Origin of the sequence: Streptomyces sp. NPDC005722, assembly GCF_040630935.1 — a bacterium.
GTDB lineage: Bacteria > Actinomycetota > Actinomycetes > Streptomycetales > Streptomycetaceae > Actinacidiphila.
Map to the genome: position 1 here is coordinate 64135 of NZ_JBEXYN010000032.1, position 24567 is coordinate 88701.

Genomic DNA, 24567 nt, shown 5'->3' on the forward strand with positions numbered 1-24567 from the left:
CGGAGTATGTGATGACCACCCCGAACGAAAAAGTCGTTGAAGCGCTGCGGGCATCCCTGAAGGAGACCGAGCGGCTGCGCCGCCGGAACCGGGAACTGACCGACGCCTCGCGCGAGCCGATCGCCATCGTCGCCATGGGCTGCCGCTTCCCCGGCGGCGTCCGCTCGCCCGAGGACCTGTGGAACCTCGTCGACAGCGGCGGCGACGGCATCACCGGCTTCCCCGTTGACCGGGGCTGGGACATCGAGTCGCTGTACGACCCGGACCCCGACCACGAGGGCACCACCTACGCCCGCCACGGCGGCTTCCTCCACGACGCGGGCGACTTCGACCCCGCCTTCTTCGGGATCTCGCCGCGCGAGGCCCTCGCCATGGACCCCCAGCAGCGCCTGCTGCTGGAGACCACCTGGGAGACGTTCGAGCGGGCCGGCATCGACCCGGCCACCCTGCGCGGCAGCCGGGCCGGCGTCTTCGTCGGCGCCTCCGCCAACGCGTACGGCGCGGGCGCCGGGGACCTCCCCGACGGCGTGGAGGGCCACCTCCTGACCGGCACGGCCTCCAGCGTCGTCTCCGGCCGTCTCGCCTACGTCTTCGGCCTCGAAGGCCCCGCCGCCACCATCGACACCGCCTGCTCGTCCTCCTCTGTCGCCCTGCACATGGCCGTCCAGGCGCTCCGCCAGGGCGAATGCTCCCTGGCCCTGGCCGCCGGCGTCACCGTGCTCGCCGGTCCCGACGTCTTCGTCGAGTTCAGCCGCCAGCGCGGACTGTCCCCCGACGGGCGGTGCAGGTCCTTCGCCGAGGCGGCCGACGGCACCGGCTGGTCCGAGGGTGTCGGCGTGCTCCTCGTCGAGCGGCTGTCCGACGCGCTCCGCAACGGCCACCCGGTGCTGGCGGTGGTGCGGGGTTCGGCGGTCAACCAGGACGGCGCGAGCAACGGCCTGACGGCGCCCAACGGCCCGTCCCAGCAGCGCGTCATCCGCCAGGCCCTCGAGAACGCCCGCCTGACCGCCGCCGACATCGACGCCGTCGAGGCCCACGGCACCGGTACGACCCTGGGCGACCCCATCGAGGCGCAGGCCCTCCTCGCCACCTACGGCCAGGAGCGGCCCGAGGACCGGCCGCTGCTCCTGGGCTCCCTCAAGTCCAACATCGGCCACACCCAGAACGCCGCGGGTGTCGCGGGCATCATCAAGATGGTCATGGCGATGCGGCACGGCGTGCTGCCGCGCACCCTCCACGTCGACCAGCCGACCTCGCACGTCGACTGGTCGTCGGGCGCGGTGTCCCTACTCACCGACGCCGTCGACTGGCCGGAGACCGGCCGCCCGCGCCGCGTCGGCGTCTCCGCCTTCGGCGTCAGCGGCACCAACGTGCACACCATCATCGAGCAGGCCCCGGAGCCCGAGGAGACGGACGCCCCGGCGCCCGCCGCCTTCGGGGGCGTGGTGCCGGTGCTGCTCTCGGCGAAGGGACGGGACGGGCTGCGTGAGCAGGCCCGCCGCCTCCACGCGTACGCCGAGGAGAACTCCGGGGCGCGCGCGGTGGACGTCGCGCACTCCCTGGCCACGACCCGCGCCGCCTTCGAGGACCGCGCCGTCGTCGTCGCCGAGGACCGCGCCGGCCTGCTGTCCGGACTCGCCGCCCTGTCCGAGGGCGAAGCCGTGCCGGGCGTGGTGACCGGCTCTCCCGTCGCGGGCAAGGTGGCATTCCTGTTCACGGGGCAGGGCAGCCAGCGGCTGGGGATGGGGCGTGAGTTGTATGCGGCCTATCCGGTGTTCGCGCGGGTGTTGGACGCGGTGCGTGAGCGGCTCGGGCTGGATGTGCTGTTCGGGGATGACGCGGAGGCGTTGGATCGGACGGAGTTCGCGCAGCCTGCGTTGTTCGCGGTGGAGGTGGCGCTGTTCCGGCTGCTGGAGAGCTGGGGTGTGAAGCCGGACTTCGTCTCCGGGCATTCGGTGGGTGAGATTGCCGCCGCGCATGTTGCCGGGGTGTTGTCCCTGGAGGACGCGTGCACGCTTGTCGGGGCTCGGGGCCGTTTGATGCAGGCGCTGCCCACGGGCGGTGTGATGATCGCGGTGCAGGCGTCGGAGGACGAGGTCCTGCCGCTGCTGAACGAGCGCGTGAGCATCGCCGCGGTCAACGGGCCTTCGTCGGTTGTCATCGCCGGTGACGAGGATGCCGCGGTTGCGATCGTGGATTCCCTCGCGGACCGGAAGTCCAAGCGCCTGACGGTCAGTCACGCATTCCACTCCCCGCATATGGACGGGATACTGGACGCGTTCCGCGAGGTGGTGTCCGGGCTGTCGTTCGAGGCTCCGCGCATCCCTGTGGTCTCGAACCTGACCGGTGCCGTCGTCACGGATGAGATGTCCTCGCCCGAGTTCTGGGTGCGGCATGTGCGCGAGGCCGTCCGCTTCCTCGACGGTGTGCGCGCGCTGGAGGCCGCGGGCGTCACCACGTACGTCGAACTCGGCCCGGACGGCGTGCTGTCGGCGATGGCGCAGGAGTGCCTGACCGGCGAGGGCGCCGCCTTCGTGCCCGTCCTGCGCAAGGGCCGGCCCGAGGCCGAGACCGTCACCTCCGCGCTCGCCCACGCCCACGTCCGCGGGGTGCCGGTGGACTGGGCCGGGTACTTCGCCAGGACCGGCGCCCGCCGTGTCGACCTGCCCACCTACGCCTTCCAGCGGCAGCGCTACTGGATCGAGTCGTGCCGCGGTGCCGGGGACCTGCGCGCCGTCGGCCTCGAGCCCGTGGGCCACCCGCTGCTGGGCGCCACCGTTGCGCTCGCCGACTCCGACGGCTTCCTCTTCACCGGCCGCCTCTCGCTCGACACGCACCCCTGGCTCGCCGACCACGCCGTCATGGGCTCCGTGCTCCTGCCCGGTACCGCCTTCGTCGAGTTGGCCGTACGCGCCGGTGACCAGGTCGGCTGTGACGTACTGGAGGAACTCACCCTCCAGGCACCGCTCGTGCTGCCCGAGCGGGGCGGCGTGCAGGTGCAGATCCACGTGTCCGCGCCGGACGCGGACGGCACCGGCCGCCGCACCTTCACGCTCTCCTCCCGCGCCGAAGGCGGCGCGGCCGACGAGTCGTGGGTGCGGCACGCCGACGGCGTCCTCGCCCAGGGCGCGGCACGCCCGGATTTCGAGCTCGCCCAGTGGCCCCCGGCGGGCGCCGAGGCCGTTCCGACGGAGAACCTGTACGCGGAGCTTTCCGCGCTCGGCATGGCCTACGGCCCCGTCTTCCGCGGACTGACCGCCGCGTGGCGGGACGGGCAGAGCGTCTACGTCGAGGTCGAACTGCCCGAGGGGAACGCCACGGCCGCCCGGGACTTCGGCCTGCACCCCGCCCTGCTCGACGCCTGCCTGCACGCGCTCGCCCTCGGCGAGCTGGGCGGCAACGACGGCGAAGGACGCCTCCCGTTCTCCTGGACCGGGGTGACCCTGCACGCCGCGGGCGCCGAGGCCGTGCGCGTCCGCCTGGCACCGGCGGGCACCGACGGCGTCCGGCTTCAGATCGCCGACACCTCCGGCGCGCCCGTCGCCACCGTGGACGCCCTCGTGCTGCGCGCCGTCTCCGCCGAGCAGGTGCGGGCCGCCCGCACCGCCCACCACGAGTCGATGTTCCGCGCCGAGTGGACCCCCCTGCCGGGTATCCCCGACACCGCCTCCGCGCCGCGCCGTTGGGCCGTCGTGGGCGGGGCCGCCGCTGTCGCCTCGCTGCCGGGGGCACTGCCCGGCGAGGTCGACGTGCACGCGGACCTCGCCGCCCTCGCCGCTGCCGTCGAAGCCGGGGCGCCCATGCCGGACGCCGTGGTCGTCGGATACGGCCCGGCGGAGGAGCTGTCGGCCCAGGCCGTGCACGCCGCCGCCCACGACGCGCTCGCGCTCGCCCAGGCGTGGTGCGCGGACGAGCCGTTCGCGGGCGAGGCCTTCGCCGGCTGCCGTCTGGTCGTCGTCACCCAGGGCGCGGTCAGCACCGGAGACGGCGCCGGGAGCACCGACCCCGTGCACGCCGCCGTTGTCGGCCTCCTGCGCTCCGCGCAGTCCGAGTACCCCGACCGGCTGCTGCTCGTCGACACCGACGGACACGAGGACTCCGCCCGCGCCCTCCCGTACGCCCTCGACGCGGCCCTCGCGGCGGACGAACCCCAACTCGCCCTGCGCGCGGGCTCCGTGCACGCCCTGCGGCTGGCCCGCGTTGCCCGGCTGGACGATGACGCCGCCGTCACCGCCTACGCACCGGACAGGACCGTGCTCATCACCGGCGCGGGCGGCATGCTCGGCGGCCTGGTCGCCCGCCGCCTCGTCACCGAGCACGGCGTACGCCACCTGCTGCTCGTGGGACGCCGGGGTGGTACCACCCCCGAGGCCGAGCGGCTGCGCGCCGAACTGACCGCGCTCGGCGCCACCGTCACCTGGGCGGCGTGCGACGTCGCCGACCGCGACGCGCTCGCCGACGTCCTGCGCGGCATCCCCGCCGCACACCCGCTGGGCGCGGTCGTCCACACCGCGGGTGTGCTCGACGACGGCGTCATCACGTCCCTCACCCCGGAGCGGCTCTCCGCCGTCCTGCGTCCCAAGGCCGACGCGGCGCTCAACCTGCACGAGCTCACCCGGGCCCTCGACCTCTCGGCCTTCGTCCTCTTCTCCTCCATCGGCGGCGTCTTCGGCGGCCCCGGCCAAGGCAACTACGCGGCCGCCAACGTCTTCCTCGACGCCCTCGCCCACCACCGGCGCGCCCACGGCCTCCCCGCCACCTCCATGGCCTGGGCCCTGTGGGCCGGCGACGCCGACGACGCCACTGGCGGCGCGGGCATGGCCGGCACCCTGGACGAGGCCGACATCAGCCGCATGCGACGCGCGGGCCTGCCCCCGCTGACCACCGCAGCAGGCCTCGAACTCTTCGACCTCGCGCACCGCGTCGACGAGGCGACACCCGTCCTCATGCACGCCGACCTGGCCGCGCTGCGCAACCAGGCCGGGTCCGGCGCCCTGTCACCGCTCCTGCGCGGCCTCGTCCGAGTGCCCGCCCGCCGGGCAGCCGCCACCACCGGCACCGCAGGAGAGGACGGCCTGCCGCAGCGGCTGGCCGGGCTCGCCCCGGCCGAACGCGACCGCGCCCTGCTCGACCTCGTCCGTAAGCAGGTCGCCACCGCGCTCGGCTACCCCGGACCGGCCTCCGTCGAGCCCGGACGCTCGTTCAAGGAGCTCGGCTTCGACTCCCTGACGGCGGTCGAGCTGCGCAACCTGCTCGGCGCCGCCACCGGCCGACGCCTGCCCGCGACCCTCGTCTTCGACTACCCGACGGCCACCGCGCTCGCCGGCTTCCTGCGCGAGGAACTCGTCGGCGACCTGACGGACGGCTCCTCCATCACCACCCACCGGGCCGGCGACCCGGCGCCGGCCGGCTCGCGCGCCGGAGCGACCGGATCGGGCGCGGACGACGACCCCATCGCCATCGTCGCGATGAGCTGCCGCTTCCCCGGCGGCGTCCGCAGCCCCGAGGACCTGTGGGAGCTCCTGGCCGCCGGGCGCGACGGCATCACCGGCTTCCCCGCCGACCGCGGCTGGGACCTCGACCACCTCTACAGCGACGACCCCGACAGCGAGGGCACCAGCTACGCCCGCGAAGGCGGCTTCCTCCACGACGCCGCCGAGTTCGACGCCGACTTCTTCGGCGTCTCGCCGCGCGAGGCGCTCTCCATGGACCCGCAGCAGCGCCTGCTGCTGGAGACCACCTGGGAGACGTTCGAGCGCGCCGGGATCGACCCCACCACGCTGCGCGGCAGCCGCACCGGCGTCTTCGTCGGCTCCAACGCCCAGGACTACCTGCACCTGTGGCTCAACGACGCCGACGGCCTGGAAGGCCACCTCGGGACCGGCAACGCCGCCAGCGTCGTCTCCGGCCGCATCTCCTACACCTTCGGCCTCGAGGGCCCGGCCGTCACCATCGACACCGCCTGCTCGTCGTCCCTGGTCACCCTGCACCTGGCGGCGCAGGCACTGCGCCGCGGCGACTGCTCGATGGCACTGGCCGGCGCCGTCACCATCATGTCCACCCCGGGCGCGTTCACCGAGTTCAGCCGCCAGCGCGGCTTGGCCGCCGACGGCCGCATCAAGGCCTTCGACGCCTCGGCCGACGGGACCAGCTGGTCCGAGGGCGTCGCCCTGCTCCTCGTCGAGCGCCTGTCCGACGCGCGCACCAACGGGCACCCGGTGCTCGCGGTGATGCGCGGCTCGGCCGTCAACCAGGACGGCGCGAGCAACGGCCTCACCGCGCCGAACGGCCCGTCCCAGCAGCGCGTCATCCGGGAAGCCCTCGCCGACGCCGGCCTCTCGGCCACCGACGTGGACGCGGTGGAGGCCCACGGCACCGGCACGACCCTGGGCGACCCGATCGAGGCGCAGGCGCTGCTGGCGACGTACGGCCAGGGCCGACCCGAGGGCAGGCCGGTGTGGCTCGGCTCCGTGAAGTCGAACATCGGCCACACCCAGGCCGTCGCCGGAGCCGCAGGCGTCATCAAGATGGTCATGGCGATGCGGCACGGCGTCCTGCCCCGGACCCTGTACGTGAACGAGCCGACGCCGTACGTCGACTGGACGGCGGGCGACATCGCCCTGCTGACCGAGGCCGTCGACTGGCCGGAGACCGGCCGCTCGCGCCGCGCCGGCATCTCGTCGTTCGGCTACAGCGGCACCAACGCCCACGCGATCATCGAGCAGGCGCCCGATGTCGTCGTACCTGCTCAGCAGGAACCGGCCCGCGACCTGCCCGTCGTGCCCTGGCTCGTCTCCGGCCGGACCTCGGAGGCCCTGCGCGCCCAAGCCGAGCGCCTGCACCCGACGGCCGCCGGCATCGCGGACACGGGCGAGCTCGACTTCGCCCACTCCCTCGCCACCAGCCGCGCGGCCCTGGAACACCGCGCCGTCATTGTCGCCGGGGACCCGGCCGCCCGACTCGACGCCCTCGCCGCCCTGGCCCGCGGCGACCACGCACCGGGCCTGGTGCAGGGCGCCGTGACGACCGGCGCGCTCGCCTTCCTGTTCACGGGGCAGGGCAGCCAGCGGCTGGGGATGGGGCGTGAGTTGTATGCGGCCTATCCGGTGTTCGCGCGGGTGTTGGACGCGGTGGGTGAGCGGCTCGGGCTGGATGTGCTGTTCGGGGACGATGCGGAGGCGCTGGACCGGACGGAGTTCGCGCAGCCGGCGTTGTTCGCGGTGGAGGTGGCGCTGTTCCGGCTGCTGGAGAGCTGGGGAGTGCGGCCGGACTTCGTGTCCGGGCATTCGGTGGGTGAGATCGCTGCCGCGCATGTGGCGGGGGTGCTGTCGCTTGAGGATGCGTGCACGCTGGTCGAGGCCCGTGGGCGGTTGATGCAGGCGCTGCCGGGTGGCGGTGTGATGATCGCGCTGCAGGCGTCGGAGGACGAGGTCCTGCCGCTTCTCGCCGACCGGGTGAGCATTGCTGCGGTGAACGGGCCTTCGTCGGTGGTGATCGCGGGTGACGAGGATGCCGCGGTCGCGATCGTGGATTCCCTCGGGGACCGGAAGTCGAAGCGCCTGACGGTCAGTCACGCGTTCCACTCCCCGCACATGGACGGGATGCTGGAAGCGTTCCGCGAGGTTGTCTCCGGGCTGTCGTTCGAGGCGCCGGGTATCCCGGTCGTCTCGAATCTCACTGGTGAGGTCGTCACCGATGAGATGGCGTCGGCAGAGTTCTGGGTGCGCCACGTCCGTGAGGCTGTCCGCTTCCTGGATGGTGTGCGTGCGCTGGAGGCCGCGGGCGTCACGACGTTTGTGGAGCTGGGTCCGGACGGTGTGCTGTCGGCGATGGCGCAGGAGTGCGTGACGGGCGAGGGCGCGGCCTTCGTTCCGGTGCTGCGCAAGGATCGTCCGGAGGCGGAGACTGCCGTCACGGCTCTGGCGCAGGCGTACGCCCGGGGTGTCGAGGTGGACTGGGCCGGGTTCTTCGCCGGCTCGGGTGCGCGGCGGGTGGACCTGCCGACGTATGCCTTCCAGCGGCGGAGGTTCTGGCCGGAGACCGTCCTCTGGGCGGCCCCGCAGGCCACGGCGCCGGACCAGGCGAGCGCGGTGGACGCCAGGTTCTGGGATGCGGTGGAGCGCGAGGACCTGGCCTCCCTGGCCGCCGAGTTGGACGTCTCCGGCGATGCGTCGCTGGGTGAGGTGCTTCCGGCGTTGTCGGCGTGGCGTCGGCAGGGCCGGGAGCGGTCGGAGGTGGACGGCTGGCGGTACCGGGTGGTGTGGAAGCCGCTGGGCGAGGTTTCCGGCGCGCGTCTGTCCGGGGCGTGGCTGGTGGCCTTCCCGGCTGGGAGTGACGTTGACGGGCCGGTGGTGGACGCACTGGCGGGGCGTGGTGCGGAGGTTCGGCGGGTCGAGGTCGAGCCGGGCACGGATCGTGTGGCGTTGGCGGGTCTGGTTGCCGGTGAGTACGCGGGTGTGGTGTCGCTGCTGGGGCTGGTCGACACGACGGGTCTGATCCAGGCTCTGGGCGATGCCAGGGTGGATGCACCGCTGTGGTGCCTGACGCGAGGCGCTGTTTCCGTTGGCCGGTCGGATCGGCTGGTGTCGCCGGTGCAGGCGCAGGTGTGGGGTCTGGGCCGGGTGGCGGCGCTGGAGGTGCCGGAGCGCTGGGGTGGTCTGGTCGACCTGCCGGAGGTGCTGGACGAGCGGGCGCTGTCTCGGCTCATAGGCGTGCTGGCTGGTTCGGGTGAGGACCAGGTGGCGGTTCGGTCGTCCGGGGTGTTCGGACGGCGGCTGGTTCGGGCCGTGCTGTCGGAGGGCGCGGGGTCTTGGTCGCCGTCGGGCACGGTGCTGGTGACGGGTGGCACGGGTGCGCTGGGTGGTCGTGTCGCGCGGTGGTTGGCGGAGGCTGGTGCCGAGCGGCTGGTGCTGACCAGTCGGCGTGGCATGGATGCCCCGGGTGCGGCAGAGCTGGTGGCCGAGCTGGGGGTCGACGTCTCGGTCGTCGCGTGTGACGCCGCTGACCGTGAAGCACTGCGCGCTGTGCTCGCCGAGCATGCCGATTCACTGACCGCTGTCGTCCATACGGCGGGCGTCCTGGACGACGGCGTCCTCGACTCCCTCACGCCGTACCTTCTCGAGACCGTGCTGCGGGCGAAGGCGACCTCCGCGCTCAACCTGCACGAGCTGACGATCGAACTCGGCGTGGAGCTGGATGCCTTCGTCCTGTTCTCGTCGATGAGCGGCACGATCGGCACTGCCGGCCAGGGCAATTACGCGGCCGCGAACGCTTTCCTGGACGCCCTTGCCGAGCAGCGGCGTGCGGATGGCTTGGCGGCGACGTCGATCGCTTGGGGTCCGTGGGCCGAGGGCGGCATGGCGGCCGACGAGGCGATGGCCGCCCGGATGCGGCGTGGCGGGGTGCCGCCGATGCGGGCCGACCTCGCCATGGTGGCGATGCACCAGGCCGCCGGATCTGCGGAGGCGGCCCTTCTGATCGCCGACTTCGACTGGGAGCGTTTTGCGCCCGGTTTCACTTCCGCGCGTCCCAGCAGGCTGCTCGTAGAACTCCAAGAGGCGGCCACCGCTGCGCACAAGGAGAACGCGAACGACGGCTCCGATTCTGCTGGTTCGTCGTTTGCTGTGCGGTTGCGGGGGATGGCTGAGGGCGACCGTGCGCCGTTTGTGCTGGAGTTGGTGCGGCGGCTGGTTGCCGAGGTTCTGGGGCATGGCGGTGTGGGGGATGTCGAGGCGGGTCGGGCGTTCAAGGAGCTGGGCTTTGACTCGCTGACGGCCGTCGAGCTGCGGAACCGGTTGGGTGCGGCGACGGAGCTGCGGTTGCCGGCGACGCTGGTTTATGACTATCCGACGTCTGCGGCGCTTGCGGATTATCTGCGGGGTGAGGCGCTGGGGACGGTCCGTGTTGCGGATGCGGATCTGCCGGCGGTGATCGTTGCGGATGATGATCCGATCGCGATCGTGGCGATGAGTTGCCGGTTCCCGGGTGGTGTGCGGTCTCCGGAAGACCTGTGGCAGCTGTTGGCATCGGGGACGGATGCTGTTTCGGGGTTGCCGTTGGACCGTGGCTGGGATGTCGCGGGGTTGTATGACGCTGATCCCGGTGCGCAGGGGACGTCGTATGCGCGTGAGGGTGGCTTCGTTTATGACGCCGCGGACTTCGATGCGGACTTCTTCGGGATCTCGCCGCGTGAGGCGTTGGCGATGGATCCGCAGCAGCGGATGCTGTTGGAGACGTCGTGGGAGGCGTTCGAGCGGGCCGGTATTGATCCTGTGACGCTGCAGGGCAGTCAGACCGGTGTGTTCGTCGGCACGAATGGCCAGGACTACCTGTCGGTACTGCTGGACGATTCCGAGGGCCTGGAAGGCCACCTCGGGACCGGCAACGCGGCGAGCGTGGTCTCGGGTCGCATCTCCTACACCTTCGGCCTCGAGGGCCCGGCGGTGACGGTCGACACGGCGTGTTCTGCCTCGCTGGTGGCGTTGCACTGGGCGGTGCAGGCGTTGCGGCAGGGTGAGTGTTCGCTGGCGTTGGCCGGTGGTGTGACGGTGATGTCGACGCCGGGCACGTTTGTGGAGTTCAGTCGTCAGCGCGGTTTGGCGGAGGACGGCCGGGTCAAGGCGTTCGCTGCTGCTGCTGATGGCACGGGGTGGGGTGAGGGTGTCGGCCTGCTGCTGGTCGAGCGCCTGTCCGACGCGCGGCGCAACGGCCACCCGGTGCTGGCTTTGGTACGGGGTTCGGCGATCAACCAGGACGGTGCGAGCAACGGCCTGACCGCCCCGAACGGCCCGTCGCAGCAGCGGGTGATCCGCCAGGCCCTGGCCAGTGCCGGCCTGTCGGCGACCGATGTGGACGCGGTCGAGGCGCACGGCACGGGCACCCGGCTGGGTGACCCGATCGAGGCCCAGGCGCTGCTGGCCACCTACGGCCAGAACAGGCCCGAGGACCGGCCGCTGCTGCTCGGCTCGATCAAGTCCAACCTCGGGCACACGCAGGCCGCTGCCGGTGTCGCGGGTGTGATGAAGATGGTGCTGGCGATGCGGCACGGCGTACTGCCGTCGACCCTCCACGTCGATGAGCCGACGCCGCACGTGGACTGGACGGCCGGAGCTGTCTCCCTGCTGACCGAGGCCGCCGAGTGGCCGGAGACCGGACGGCCCCGGCGGGCCGGCATCTCGTCGTTCGGGTTCAGCGGCACCAACGCCCACACCGTCATCGAACAGGCACCGGAGGCCGCCGAGCTCGATGACTCGGAACTGCCCGTCGACGAAATGCCGTTCCTGCCGCTGGCACTGTCTGCGAAGACCGACATCGCCCTGCGTGAGCAGGCGGCGAATCTCCGGGACCGGCTCGTTGCGGCTCCGGAGGTACGGCTGTCCGATGTGGGGCGGATGCTGACGACGGGTCGCGCGGCACTCGAACGTCGTGTGGTGGTGACGGCACAGGGCCGTGAGGATGTGCTGGCCGCGCTCGAGGCGCTGGCCGACGGGGCCCCGGTACCTGGTGTGGTGGCCGGATCTCCGGTGGCGGGCAAGCTCGCCTTCCTGTTCACGGGCCAGGGCAGCCAGCGATTGGGGATGGGGCGTGAGCTGTACGGCGCGTACCCGGCCTTCGCGGACGCCTTGGACGTGGTCTGTGCGCATGTGGATGTTCACCTTGATGTGCCGCTGAGGGACGTGCTGTTCGGGGACGACGCCGAGGTTCTGGACCGGACGGAGTTCACCCAGCCGGCGCTGTTCGCCGTCGAGGTCGCGCTGTTCCGGCTCATCGAGTCGTGGGGCGTGAAGCCCGACTTCCTGGCCGGTCACTCCATCGGTGAGATCGCCGCTGCCCATGTGGCTGGCGTGCTGTCGCTGGAGGACGCCTGCGCGCTGGTCGCCGCTCGTGGGCGGTTGATGCAGGCGCTGCCGGGTGGCGGTGTGATGATCGCGTTGCAGGCGGCGGAGGACGAGGTCCTGCCGCTGCTGAACGACCGCGTGAGCATTGCCGCGGTCAACGGGCCGGAGTCGGTGGTCATCGCCGGTGACGAGGACGCGGCGGTTGCGGTCGTCGCGCGCTTCGAGGGGCGGAAGTCGAAGAGGCTGCAGGTCAGTCACGCGTTCCACTCGCCGCACATGGACGGGATGCTGGACGCCTTCCGGGAGGTCGTGGCAGGGCTTTCGTTCGAGGCCCCGCGCATCCCCGTGGTCTCCAACCTGACGGGCGCCGTCGTCACCGACGAGATGGCCTCGCCCGACTTCTGGGTGCGGCACGTCCGTGAGGCTGTCCGCTTCCTGGACGGTGTCCGTGCGCTGGAGGCGGCCGGGGTCAGCACGTTCTTGGAGCTGGGCCCGGACGGTGTGCTGTCGGCGATGGCTCAGGCGTGCGTGACGGGCGAGGGCGCGGTCTTCGTTCCGGCGCTGCGCAAGGGCCGCCCGGAGGCGGAGACGGCCGTCACGGCTCTGGCGCAGGTGCACGTGCGAGGCGTCGAGGTCGACTGGCGGAAGTTCTTCGCCGGGACCGGTACGCGGCGGGTGGACCTGCCGACGTATGCCTTCCAGCGGAAGCGCTACTGGCCGGAGGCGGCGCTGCCGGGCAACGCTCTGGCCGGTGGGGCCGTGGACACCGTGGACGCCCGCTTCTGGGACGCCGTCGAGCGCGAGGACCTCACGTCACTGGTCACCACCCTCGGTGCCGATGACGACACTGCTTGGGCGAGCGTCCTGCCTGGTCTGTCGGCGTGGCGTCGACAGGGCCGGGAGCGGTCGGAGGTGGACGGCTGGCGGTACCGGGTGGTGTGGAAGCCGCTGGCCGAGGCTTCCGGCGCGCGTCTGTCCGGGACGTGGCTGGTGGTCGTGCCGACCGGGGACGACTCGCTGGTGGCGGACGCACTGGCGGATCGAGGCGCGGAGGTGCGCCGGGTCGAGGTCGAACCGGGCATGGATCGTGCGGCGCTGGCGGGTCTGGTTGCCGGTGAGTACGCGGGTGTCGTGTCCCTGCTCGGGCTTGTGGAGTCGGTGTCGCTGCTGCAGGCTCTGGGCGATGCCCAGGTGGATGCCTCGTTGTGGTGTCTGACGCGGGGTGCTGTGTCGGTCGGCCGGTCGGACCGATTGACCTCGCCGGTGCAAGCACAGGTGTGGGGTCTGGGGCGGGTCGCCGCGCTGGAGGTGCCGGAGCGTTGGGGCGGTCTGATCGACTTGCCCGAGGTGCTGGACGAGCGTGCGCTGTCGCGCGTGGTCGGTGTGCTGGCCGGCTCCGGTGAGGACCAGGTGGCTGTGCGTTCGTCCGGGGTGTTCGGGCGACGGCTGGTCCGCGCTGCGCTGCCGGAGGGCACGGCGTCGTGGACTCCGACGGGCACGGTGCTGGTGACGGGTGGTACGGGTGCGCTGGGTGGCCGGGTTGCGAGGTGGTTGGCCGAGGCTGGTGCGGAGCGGTTGGTGCTGACCAGCCGGCGGGGCATGGACGCGCCGGGTGCCGCGGAACTCGTTGCCGAGCTGGGCGTTGACGTCTCCGTTGTGGCGTGTGATGCCTTCGACCGTGGCGCGCTGCGGGCGCTGCTCGCCGCGCACGCCGATTCCCTGACCGCCGTCGTCCACACGGCGGGCATCCTGGACGACGGCGTGCTGGAATCCCTGACGCCGGAGCGCATCGACGGTGTTCTGCGGGCGAAGGCCACGTCGGCGCTCAACCTGCACGAGCTGACGATCGAGCTGGGCATCACCCTCGACGCCTTCGTCCTCTTCTCTTCTGCCGCCGGTGTATGGGGAGCGGCGGGTCAGGGCAATTACGCGGCCGCGAACGCCTACCTGGACGCTCTTGCCGAGCAGCGTCGTGCCGATGGTTTGGCGGCGACGTCGATCGCGTGGGGTCCGTGGGCCGAGGGTGGCATGGCGGCCGACGAGGCGATGGCCGCCCGGATGCGCCGAGGCGGTGTATCGCCCATGAACGCGGCCACGGCGGTGACCGCCCTGCACCGCGCGGTGGGTGCCAAGGACACCGTCGTTGCCGTCGCGGACATGGACTGGGAGCGCTTCGCTCCCGGCTTCACGTCCGCGCGTCCCAGCAGGCTCCTCGCCGAGCTGCCGGAGGCGATGGCGGTCGCCCGTACTGAAGAGGACACGGATGAGTCCTCTCAGGCAGACGGTTCGTCGTTTGCTGTGCGGTTGCGGGGGATGGCGGAGGGCGATCGTGCTCCGTTTGTCCTGGAGTTGGTGCGTCGGCTGGTTGCCGAGGTTCTGGGGCATGGGGGTGTGGGTGATGTCGAGGCGGGTCGTGCGTTCAAGGAGTTGGGCTTTGACTCGCTGACGGCCGTCGAGCTGCGGAACCGGTTGGGTGCGGCGACGGAGCTGCGGTTGCCGGCGACGCTGGTTTATGACTATCCGACGTCTGCGGCGCTTGCGGATTATCTGCGGGGTGAGGTGCTGGGGACGGTCCGTGTTGCGGATGCGGATTTGCCGGCGGTGATCGTTGCGGATGATGATCCGATCGCGATTGTGGCGATGAGTTGCCGGTTCCCGGGTGGTGTGCGGTCTCCTGAGGATCTGTGGGAGTTGCTGGCGTCGGGGACGGATGCTGTTTCGGGGTTGCCGTTGGACCGTGGTTGGGATGTCGCGGGGTTGTATGACGCTGATCCTGGTGCGCAGGGGACGTCGTATGCGCGTGAGGGTGGCTTCGTTTATGACGCGGCGGACTTCGATGCGGACTTCTTCGGGATCTCGCCGCGTGAGGCGTTGGCGATGGATCCGCAGCAGCGGATGCTGTTGGAGACGTCGTGGGAGGCGTTCGAGCGGGCCGGTATTGATCCTGTGACGCTGCAGGGCAGTCAGACCGGTGTGTTCGTCGGCACGAATGGCCAGGACTACCTGTCGGTGTTGCTGGAGGATTCCGAGGGCCTGGAAGGCCACTTGGGCACGGGCAACGCGGCGAGTGTGGTGTCGGGTCGGTTGTCGTACGTGTTCGGGCTGGAAGGCCCGGCGGTGACGGTCGACACGGCGTGTTCGGCCTCGTTGGTGGCGTTGCACTGGGCGGTGCAGGCGCTGCGTAATGGTGAGTGTTCGCTGGCGCTGGCCGGTGGTGTGACGGTGATGTCGACGCCCGGCACCTTTGTGGAGTTCAGTCGTCAGCGCGGTCTGGCGGAGGACGGCCGGGTCAAGGCCTTCGCTGCTGCTGCTGATGGCACCGGGTGGGGTGAGGGTGTCGGCCTGCTGCTGGTCGAGCGCCTGTCCGACGCCCGCCGCAACGGCCACCCGGTGCTGGCTTTGGTGCGGGGTTCGGCGATCAACCAGGACGGTGCGAGCAACGGCCTGACGGCCCCGAACGGCCCGTCGCAGCAGCGGGTGATCCGCCAGGCCCTCGCGAGTGCCGGCCTGTCGGCCACGGATGTGGATGCGGTGGAGGCGCACGGCACCGGCACCCGGCTGGGTGACCCGATCGAGGCCCAGGCACTGCTGGCCACCTACGGCCAGGATCGGCCGGAGGACCGGCCGCTGCTGCTGGGCTCCATCAAGTCGAACATCGGTCACACACAGGCCGCGGCCGGTGTCGCCGGTGTGATGAAGATGGTGCTGGCGATGCAGCACGGGGTGCTGCCGCAGACCCTGCACATCGATGAGCCGACGCCGCACGTGGACTGGACGGCGGGCGACATCGCGCTGCTCACCGAGCAGCAGGAGTGGCCGGAGACCGGTCGCCCGCGTCGGGCCGGCATCTCGTCGTTCGGGTTCAGCGGCACCAACGCCCACACCGTCATCGAACAGGCACCGCTGAACGGCGACGTGGAGCAGGTAGCTCCGCAGGACGAGGAGAAGCCCTACCTCCCCCTGGTGCTCTCGGCGAAGAGTGACAGTGCCCTGCGTGAGCAGGCCGGGAATCTTCGTGCGCGGTTGGTCGCGGCTCCCGAGGTGCGGCTGTCCGACGTGGGGCGGACGCTGACGACGGGCCGTTCGGCTCTCGAACGGCGTGTGGTGGTGACGGCACAGGGCCGTGACGATGTGCTGGCCGCGCTTGAGGCGCTGGCCGAGGGAACCCCCGTGCACGGCACCGTGACCGGATCCCCGGTGGCGGGCAAACTCGCCTTCCTGTTCACGGGCCAGGGCAGCCAGCGCCTGGAAATGGGCAGGCAGCTCTACGACACCTACCCGGCATTCGCCGAAGCCCTGGATGCGGTCAGCGCTCACCTCGACACCCAGCTCGAACGGCCCCTGCAGACCGTTCTGTTCGGGGACGACGCAGAGGCGCTGGACCGGACGGAGTTCACCCAGCCGGCGCTGTTCGCCGTCGAGGTCGCGCTGTTCCGGCTCATCGAGTCGTGGGGCGTGAAGCCCGACTTCGTGTCCGGCCACTCCATTGGCGAGATCGCCGCTGCGCATGTGGCAGGGGTGCTGTCGCTGGAAGACGCGTGCACGCTGGTAGCGGCGCGCGGTCGGCTGATGCAGGCGTTGCCTGGTGGTGGCGTGATGATCGCGGTGCAGGCGTCGGAGGACGAGGTTCTGCCGCTGCTGAACGACCGCGTGAGCATCGCGGCCGTCAACGGGCCGGATTCGGTGGTCATCGCGGGTGATGAAGACGCCGCCACGGCGATCGTGGAGTCCTTCCCGGACCGCAAGTCGAAGCGCCTGACGGTCAGCCACGCCTTCCACTCCCCGCACATGGACGGCATGCTCGACGCGTTCCGCGAGGTGGTGACGGGGCTGTCGCTCGAGGCCCCGCGCATCCCCGTGGTCTCCAACCTGACGGGCGCCGTCGTCACGGACGAGATGTCCTCGGCGGAGTTCTGGGTGCGGCACGTCCGCGAGGCCGTCCGCTTCCTCGACGGCGTCCGCACGCTGGAGGCCGAAGGCGTCACGACCTACCTGGAGCTCGGCCCGGACGGCGTCCTGTCCGCGATGGCGCAGGAGTGTGTCACGGGCGAGGGCGCGGCCTTCGCCCCGGTGCTGCGCAAGGGTCGCCCCGAGGCGGAGACGGCCGTCACGGCACTCGCGCAGGCGTACGTCCGAGGCGTGGAGGTGGACTGGGCCGGGTTCTTCGCCGGGACCGGCGGACGACTTGTCGATCTGCCGACATATGCCTTCCAGCGCAGGCGCTACTGGCCGGAGGCGGCACTGACCGTCAACGCTCACGGCGGCGGGACCGTGGACACCATCGATGCCCGGTTCTGGGACGCCGTCGAGCGCGAGGATCTGGCCTCCCTGCTGGCGGAGTTGGACGTCACCGGCGATGCGTCGCTGGTCGAGGTGCTTCCGGCGCTGTCGGCGTGGCGCCGGCAGGGCCGGGAGCGGTCGGAAGTGGACGGCTGGCGCTACAGGGCAGTCTGGAAGCCGCTGACCGAGGTCCCCGGCGCGCGCCTTTCCGGGTCGTGGCTGGTGGTCGTGCCGACCGGGGGCGCTGATGATGCAGCGGTCGTGGGCGCGCTGGCCGGGCGTGGTACGCAGGTGCGCCGTGTCGAGGTCGAGCCGGGCACGGATCGTGCGGCGCTGGCGGGTCTCGTCGCCGGCGAGTACGCCGGTGTGGTCTCGCTGCTGGGGCTCGTCGACACGGTGAGCCTGATCCAGGCGCTGGGTGATGCCAGGGTGCACGCCCGGTTGTGGTGCCTGACGCGTGGCGCCGTTTCGGTCGGCCGGTCGGACAGGTTGACCGCGCCGGAGCAGGCTCAGCTGTGGGGTCTGGGCCGGGTCGCCGCCCTGGAGGTGCCGGAGCGCTGGGGTGGTCTGATCGACCTGCCTGAGGTGCTGGACGAGCGCGCGCTCTCGCGCGTGGTCGGTGTCCTGACCGCCTCCGGTGAGGACCAGGTGGCCGTGCGCTCCTCCGGGGTGTTCGGGCGAAGGCTGGTCCGCGCTGCGCTGCCGGAGGGCACGGCGTCGTGGATCCCGTCGGGCACGGTGCTGGTGACCGGTGGGACGGGGGCGCTCGGACGTCACATCGCGAGGTGGCTGGCGGGTGCGGGTGCCGAGCGGCTGGTGCTGACCAGCCGGCGCGGCATGGACGCACCCGGTGCCGCGGAACTCGTTGCCGAGCTGGGCGTCGGCGTCTCCGTCGTCGCCTGTGACGCCTCCGACCGCGATGCGCTGCGGGCACTGCTCGCCGAGCACGCCGATTCGCTGACCGCCATCGTGCACACGGCGGGCGTCCTGGACGACGGCGTCCTCGACTCCCTGACCCCGGACCGTCTCGAGACCGTCCTGCGGGCCAAGGCCACGTCGGCGCTCAACCTGCACGAGCTGACGACCGAACTCGGCATCACCCTCGACGCCTTCGTCCTCTTCTCCTCGACGAGCGGCACGATCGGCGCTGCCGCCCAAGGCAACTACGCGGCCGCCAACGCCTACCTCGACGCCCTCGCCGAGCAGCGCCGGGCCGACGGCCTGGCCGCGACATCGATCGCGTGGGGTCCGTGGGCTCAGGGCGGCATGGCGGCCGACGAGGCGATGGCCGCCCGCATGCTCCGCGGCGGCATTCCTCCGATGGACGCGGCGCTTGCCGTCTCGGCCCTGCGGCGTGCGCTGGAGGCGGGGGATGCGGCCGTCGCCATCGCGGACATCGACTGGGAGCGGTTCGCCCCCGGCTTCACCTCCGTCCGGGACAGCAAGCTCCTCGCCGATCTGCCCGAGGCCCAGCGAGCCCTCACTCTGCGTACGGGCGAGGCAGGAGACGCCCGGGGCGACCGGGACGCGGCACACGGTTCCGACTCGCTCGCGGAACGGCTGGGGAAGCTGAACGAGCCGGAGCGGGAGCGGGCGCTGCTCGACCTCGTGCGCGGGGAGGTGGCGGCGGTCCTCGGTCATGCCGGAACGGAGACCGTCGGTGCGGAGCGGGCGTTCAAGGAGCTCGGCTTCGACTCGCTGACCGCCGTCGAGCTGCGCAACCACCTGGGTGCGGCGACCGGGATGCGGCTGCCGGCCACCCTGGTCTACGACTACCCGACGTCGGCGGCCCTCGCCGACTACCTGCGCGGGGAGCTGTTCGGCACGCAGCCCGTGGTGCCCGGCCCGGTCGTCGCCTCCGTACCGGTCGACGACGACCCCATCGCGATCGTGGCGATGAGCTGCCGCTTCCCGGGCGACGTCCGTACCCCGGAGGACCTCTGGCACCTGCTGGCGACCGGAACGGACGCGGTCGGGGAGTTCCCGGCGGACCGCGGCTGGGACGCGGAGGCGCTGTTCGGCTCGCAGACGGCCGGCGAGGAGGTGCCGCCGTACGCCCAGGAGGGCGGATTCCTCTACGACGTGGCGGACTTCGATCCCGGCTTCTTCGGGATCTCCCCGCGCGAGGCCGTCGCCATGGACCCGCAGCAGCGGCTCCTGCTGGAGACGTCGTGGGAGGCGTTCGAGCGGGCCGGGATCGACCCGGCCTCGCTGCGCGGCAGCCAGGCGGGCGTCTTCGTCGGCACGAACGGTCAGGACTACCTCTCCCTCGTGCTCAACTCCGCCGATCGCGACGGGGGCTTCCTCGGCACCGGCAACTCCGCGAGCGTGGTGTCGGGCCGTATCTCGTACGTCTTCGGCCTGGAGGGGCCGGCCGTGACGGTCGACACGGCGTGCTCCGCGTCCCTGGTGGCGCTGCACCTCGCGGCGCAGGCGCTGCGCAACGGCGAGTGCTCGCTCGCCCTGGCCGGTGGTGTGACGGTGATGTCGACGCCGGGCGCATTCGTCGAGTTCAGCCGTCAGCGCGGTCTGGCGGCGGACGGCCGGGTCAAGGCCTTCGCCGCTGCCGCCGACGGTACGGGCTGGGCCGAGGGCGTCGGCATGCTGCTGGTCGAGCGCCTCTCGGACGCCCGGCGCAACGGCCACCCGGTCCTCGCCCTCGTCCGGGGCTCGGCGGTCAACCAGGACGGCGCGAGCAACGGCCTGACGGCGCCGAACGGCCCGTCGCAGCAGCGGGTGATCCGGCAGGCCCTGGCCAGCGCGGGTCTGTCGGCCACCGATGTGGACGTGGTCGAGGCGCACGGCACGGGCACCCGGCTGGGTGACCCGATCGAGGCCCAGGCCCTGCTGGCCACCTACGGGCAGGGCCGCTCGCCGGAGCAGCCGCTGCTGCTCGGCTCGATCAAGTCCAACATGGGCCACACGCAGGCCGCGGCCGGTGTCGCCGGTGTGATGAAGATGGTGCTCGCGATGCAGCACGGCGTGCTGCCGCAGACCCTGCACGTGGACGAGCCGACCCCGCACGTGGACTGGTCCGCCGGCGAGATCGCCCTGCTGACCGAGCAGCGGGAGTGGCCGGACACCGGTCGCCCCCGCCGCGCCGGCATCTCGTCCTTCGGCGTGAGCGGCACCAACGCGCACACCATCGTGGAGCAGGCCCCGCCCGCCCCGCAGGTCGCTGACGCGGAGCCCGACCGGACGGACGAGGAGGGCGCCGCGACGCCGTCGGTGTGGGTGCTGTCCGGCAGGACCGAGGCCGCCCTGCGCGACCAGGCGGAACGCCTGCGCGACCATCTCGCCGCCCACGGGGAGTCGCGTCCGCTCGACGTCGCCTTCGCGCTGGCGACCGGACGCGCGGCGCTTGACCACCGCGCCGCGATCGTCGCCGATCACCGCGAGGCGTTCGTGGACGGACTCGCCACCCTGGCGGCCGGGGACTCCACCGCGCAGGCGGTCCGGGGCGTGGCGGACACGGAACAACGGGTCGCGTTCCTGTTCACGGGGCAGGGCAGCCAGCGCCTCGGCATGGGCCGCGAGCTGTACGACACGTACCCCGTGTTCGCCGAGTCACTGGACGCGGTGTGTGCGCACCTGGACCGGCATCTCGAAGTGCCGCTCAAGGACGTGCTGTTCGGGGACGACGCCGATGCCCTGAACCGCACGGAGTTCACGCAGCCGGCGCTGTTCGCGGTCGAGGTGGCGCTGTTCCGCCTCGTCGAGTCGTGGGGTGTGCGACCGGACTACCTCTCCGGCCACTCCATCGGTGAGATCGCCGCCGCGCATGTGGCCGGGGTGCTGTCGCTGGAGGACGCGTGCGCGCTGGTCGCGGCTCGTGGCCGGTTGATGCAGGCACTGCCGGGCGGCGGTGTGATGATCGCCCTCGAAGCGGCTGAGGACGAGGTCCTGCCGCTGCTGGACGAGCGGGTGAGCATCGCCGCGGTCAACGGTCCGCGGTCGGTGGTTATCGCGGGTGACGAGGACGCCGCGGTCGGCATTGCGGCGTCGTTCGAGGACCGCAAGTCGAAGCGCCTGACGGTCAGCCACGCCTTCCACTCCCCGCACATGGACGCCATGCTCGCGGACTTCCGCAAGGTCGCCGAGGGTCTGTCCTACGCCGCCCCGCGCATCCCGCTGGTCTCCAACCTCACGGGCGCCCTGGTCACCGACGAGGTGACGTCGCCCGACTTCTGGGTGCGGCACGTCCGTGAGGCCGTTCGCTTCCTGGACGGCATCCGCGCCCTGGAGGCCGCGGGCGTCACCACGTACCTCGAACTCGGCCCCGACGGCGTGCTCTCCGCCATGGCCCAGGACTGCGTGACCGGAGAGGGCGCCGCCTTCGTTCCCGTCCTGCGCTCCACCCGCCCCGAGGCCGAGACCGTCACCACCGCCCTCGCCCACGCCCACACCCGGGGCGTCACGGTCGACTGGGCCCGGTTCTTCGCCGGGACCGGCGCCCACCACGTCGACCTGCCCACCTACGCCTTCCAGCGCGAGCGCTACTGGGCGGAATACCTCCCCGAATACGAGGACGTGGCGTCCGTCGGCATCGGCGCGGCCGGACACCCGCTGCTGGGGGCTGCGGTCGAGCTGCCGGGCTCGGACGGCTTCGTCTTCACCGGGCGGCTGTCCACCCGGACACACCCCTGGCTCGCCGACCACGTGGTGGCCGACACGGTCGTCCTCCCCGGCGCGGCCTTCGTCGAGCTGGCGCTGCGCGCCGGCGACGAGGCCGGGTGCCCTGGAGTGGAGGAGCTGACGCTGGAAGCGCCGCTGGTCCTCCCGGACAAGGGCGCCGTGCAGCTGCGCGTCACCGTGGGCGGCGCGGACGAACGGGGGCGGCGTCCCGTGCAGGTGCACAGCCGGATCGACGCGGCGACCGGGACGGGCGGAGGCGCGGACGGGGCGTGGACCCGGCACGCCGACGGTCTCCTCTCCGGTGTCACGGACCTGCCGGCGACCGTCACCACGGACCGAGAAGGGACGACGCAGTGGCCGCCCGCCGGTGCGGAGCAGGTCTCCTTGGACGATGTCCGTGAGCGGTTGTCGGGTGCCGAGCTCTACCACGGTCCCGCCTTCCGGTCCCTGACCCGGGCCTGGGTGCGGGGCGGGGAGGTCTTCGCCGAGGCCAGGCTGCCGCAGGAGCAGCAGGCGTCGGCCGGGCGGTACGCGCTGCACCCGGCGCTGCTCGACGCCGCCTCGCAGGCGCTGGCGGCCGGCCCCGCCGGCACGGGCCGGACGTCCGTGGCGTGGCGCGGCGTGCACCTGCACGCCGTCGGCGCCGACGCCCTGCGGCTGCACGTCGCACCGGCCGGTGAGGACACCGTCTCGGTCGTCGTGGCCGACCTGAAGGGCGTGCCCATCGCCACGGTCGACGCGCTGGTGACGGAGCGGCCCGACCCCGCCCGGTTCACGCAGGCCCCGGTGGGTGTGCGCGAGTCGCTGTTCCGGCTCGACTGGACCCCGGTGCCGACGACCGGTTCGCCGACCGCGGTCGCCGTCCCCTTCGCGGTGGTCGGGGACTTTGCCGGCGCGCTGCAGCAGGCCGGCGTCGCCACGGAGACGTACGCCGACCTCGCGGCGCTCGACGCGGCCGTCGCGGCGGGCGGGACGATGCCGAGGACGGTGCTCGTGCCGCTGACCGGGACGACCGGCGCGCAGAACGGCATCGACACGGCCGACGGCGTCGCACGCCTCACGGGCGAGGTGCGCGACACGGCGCACCGGGCGCTGGAACTGGTACAGGACTGGCTGGGCAACGGCAGGTTCGCCGGGGCGCGGCTGGTCGTCGTGACCCGGGGCGCGGTGGCCGTAGGCGCCGGCGAGGCCGAGGACCTGGCGCAGGCGCCGGTGTGGGGCCTGGTGCGTACGGCGCAGACGGAGAACCCGGACCGCTTCGTCCTCGTCGACGTCGACGGGACCGACGCCTCCGGCCGGGCGCTGCCGGCCGCCCTCGCGTCCACGGAGCCCGAACTCGCCGTACGCGGGGGAGCGGTGTTCGCCTCCCGCCTGGCCAGGACCGAGGCGACGGGCACGGACAGCGCCGTTCGCCCCTTCGACCCCGACGGCACCGTCCTGATCACCGGCGCCGGCGGCGGCCTGGCCGGGCTCGTCGCCCGGCATGTCGTGGAAGCGCACGGGGTGCGGCGGCTGCTGCTGGTCAGCCGTCGCGGCGCGGCGGCGGACCACGCCCCCGAGCTCACCGCGCGGCTGACGGCGTCGGGTGCGGAGGTGACATGGGCGGCGTGCGACGTGGCCGACGGTGACGCGCTCGCCGCGGTCCTGGCGGGCGTACCCGCCGAGCATCCGCTGACGGCGGTCGTGCACACCGCGGGCGTCCTGGACGACGGGATCGTGGACCTGCTCACCCCGGAGCGGATGGACCGGGTGCTGCGGCCCAAGGCCGAGGCCGCCCTCCACCTGCACGAACTGACCCGGGACCTCGACCTGTCGGCGTTCGTCCTCTTCTCGGCCGCTGCGGGCACGCTCGGCGGCGCCGGGCAGGCCAACTACGCCGCGGCGAACGTCTTCCTCGACGCGCTCGCGCGGTACCGCAGCCGGGACGGTCTTCCCGCGCTGTCCCTGGCCTGGGGCATGTGGGCCGAGGAGCGCGGCATGGCGGGCCGGCTCACCGAGGCGGAGCGGGGCAGGGTCGCCCGCGGCGGCATCGTGCCGCTCTCGGCCGCGGAAGGGCTGGCGCTCCTCGACGCGGCCCTCACGGCGGGCGAGCCCGTGCTCGTACCGGTCGGCATCGACCTGCCGACGCTGCGGGCGAGGGCCGCGGACGGCGCGCTCCTGCCGATGTTCCGGGGTCTGGTGCGCACCCCCGCGCGCAGGACGGTGCAGGCTGCGGGGAGCGCGGCGGCCACGGCCACGGACGGTGGTGCGGACGAGCTCATGCTGACCGAGCGCCTCAGCGGGCTCCCCGCGGCGGAGCGGGAGCGGACCGTCCTGGACCTGGTGCGTACCCAGGTGGCCGCCGTCCTCGGGTACCGGTCGGCCGATCTCGTCGGCGACGGGCAGGCGTTCAAGGAGCTCGGCTTCGACTCGCTCACGGCGGTGGAGCTGCGCAACCGGCTGAGCGCCGCCAGCGGCCTGCGACTGCCGGCCACCCTGGTCTACGACTACCCCAACCCGGCGGCCCTCGCCGGACACCTCCTGGGGGAGATGGCCCCGGAGCCGGCCGAGCGCGGGCTGTCGGTGCTCGAGGAGATCGGCCGGCTGGAGAGCACCTTCTCCTCGCTGACCCCGGAGGAACTGTCCGAGGCGGCGTCGGACGACGCCGCGCACGCGCGCGTGGCGGTGCGTCTGCAAGCACTGCTGGCGCAGTGGAACGAGGCCCGCGGGACGGCCGGCGAGTCCGGGGCCGACGAGATCGAAGAGGCCAGCGACGACGAGCTGTTCGCGCTCATCGACAAGAAGTTCGGCAAGGCCTGACCCGACACGTCGCGGA

1 protein-coding gene is annotated in these 24567 nt (G+C 72.5%); it reads left to right on the plus strand.

Features of this window, described 5'->3' with window-relative positions:
• Window positions 1-8: 8 nt before the first annotated feature.
• Window positions 9-24551 (plus strand): type I polyketide synthase, encoded by a 24543-nt coding sequence (locus tag ABZ479_RS29595; protein ID WP_500464411.1) that lies wholly within the window; start codon window positions 9-11, stop codon window positions 24549-24551.
• Window positions 24552-24567 lie beyond the last annotated feature (16 nt).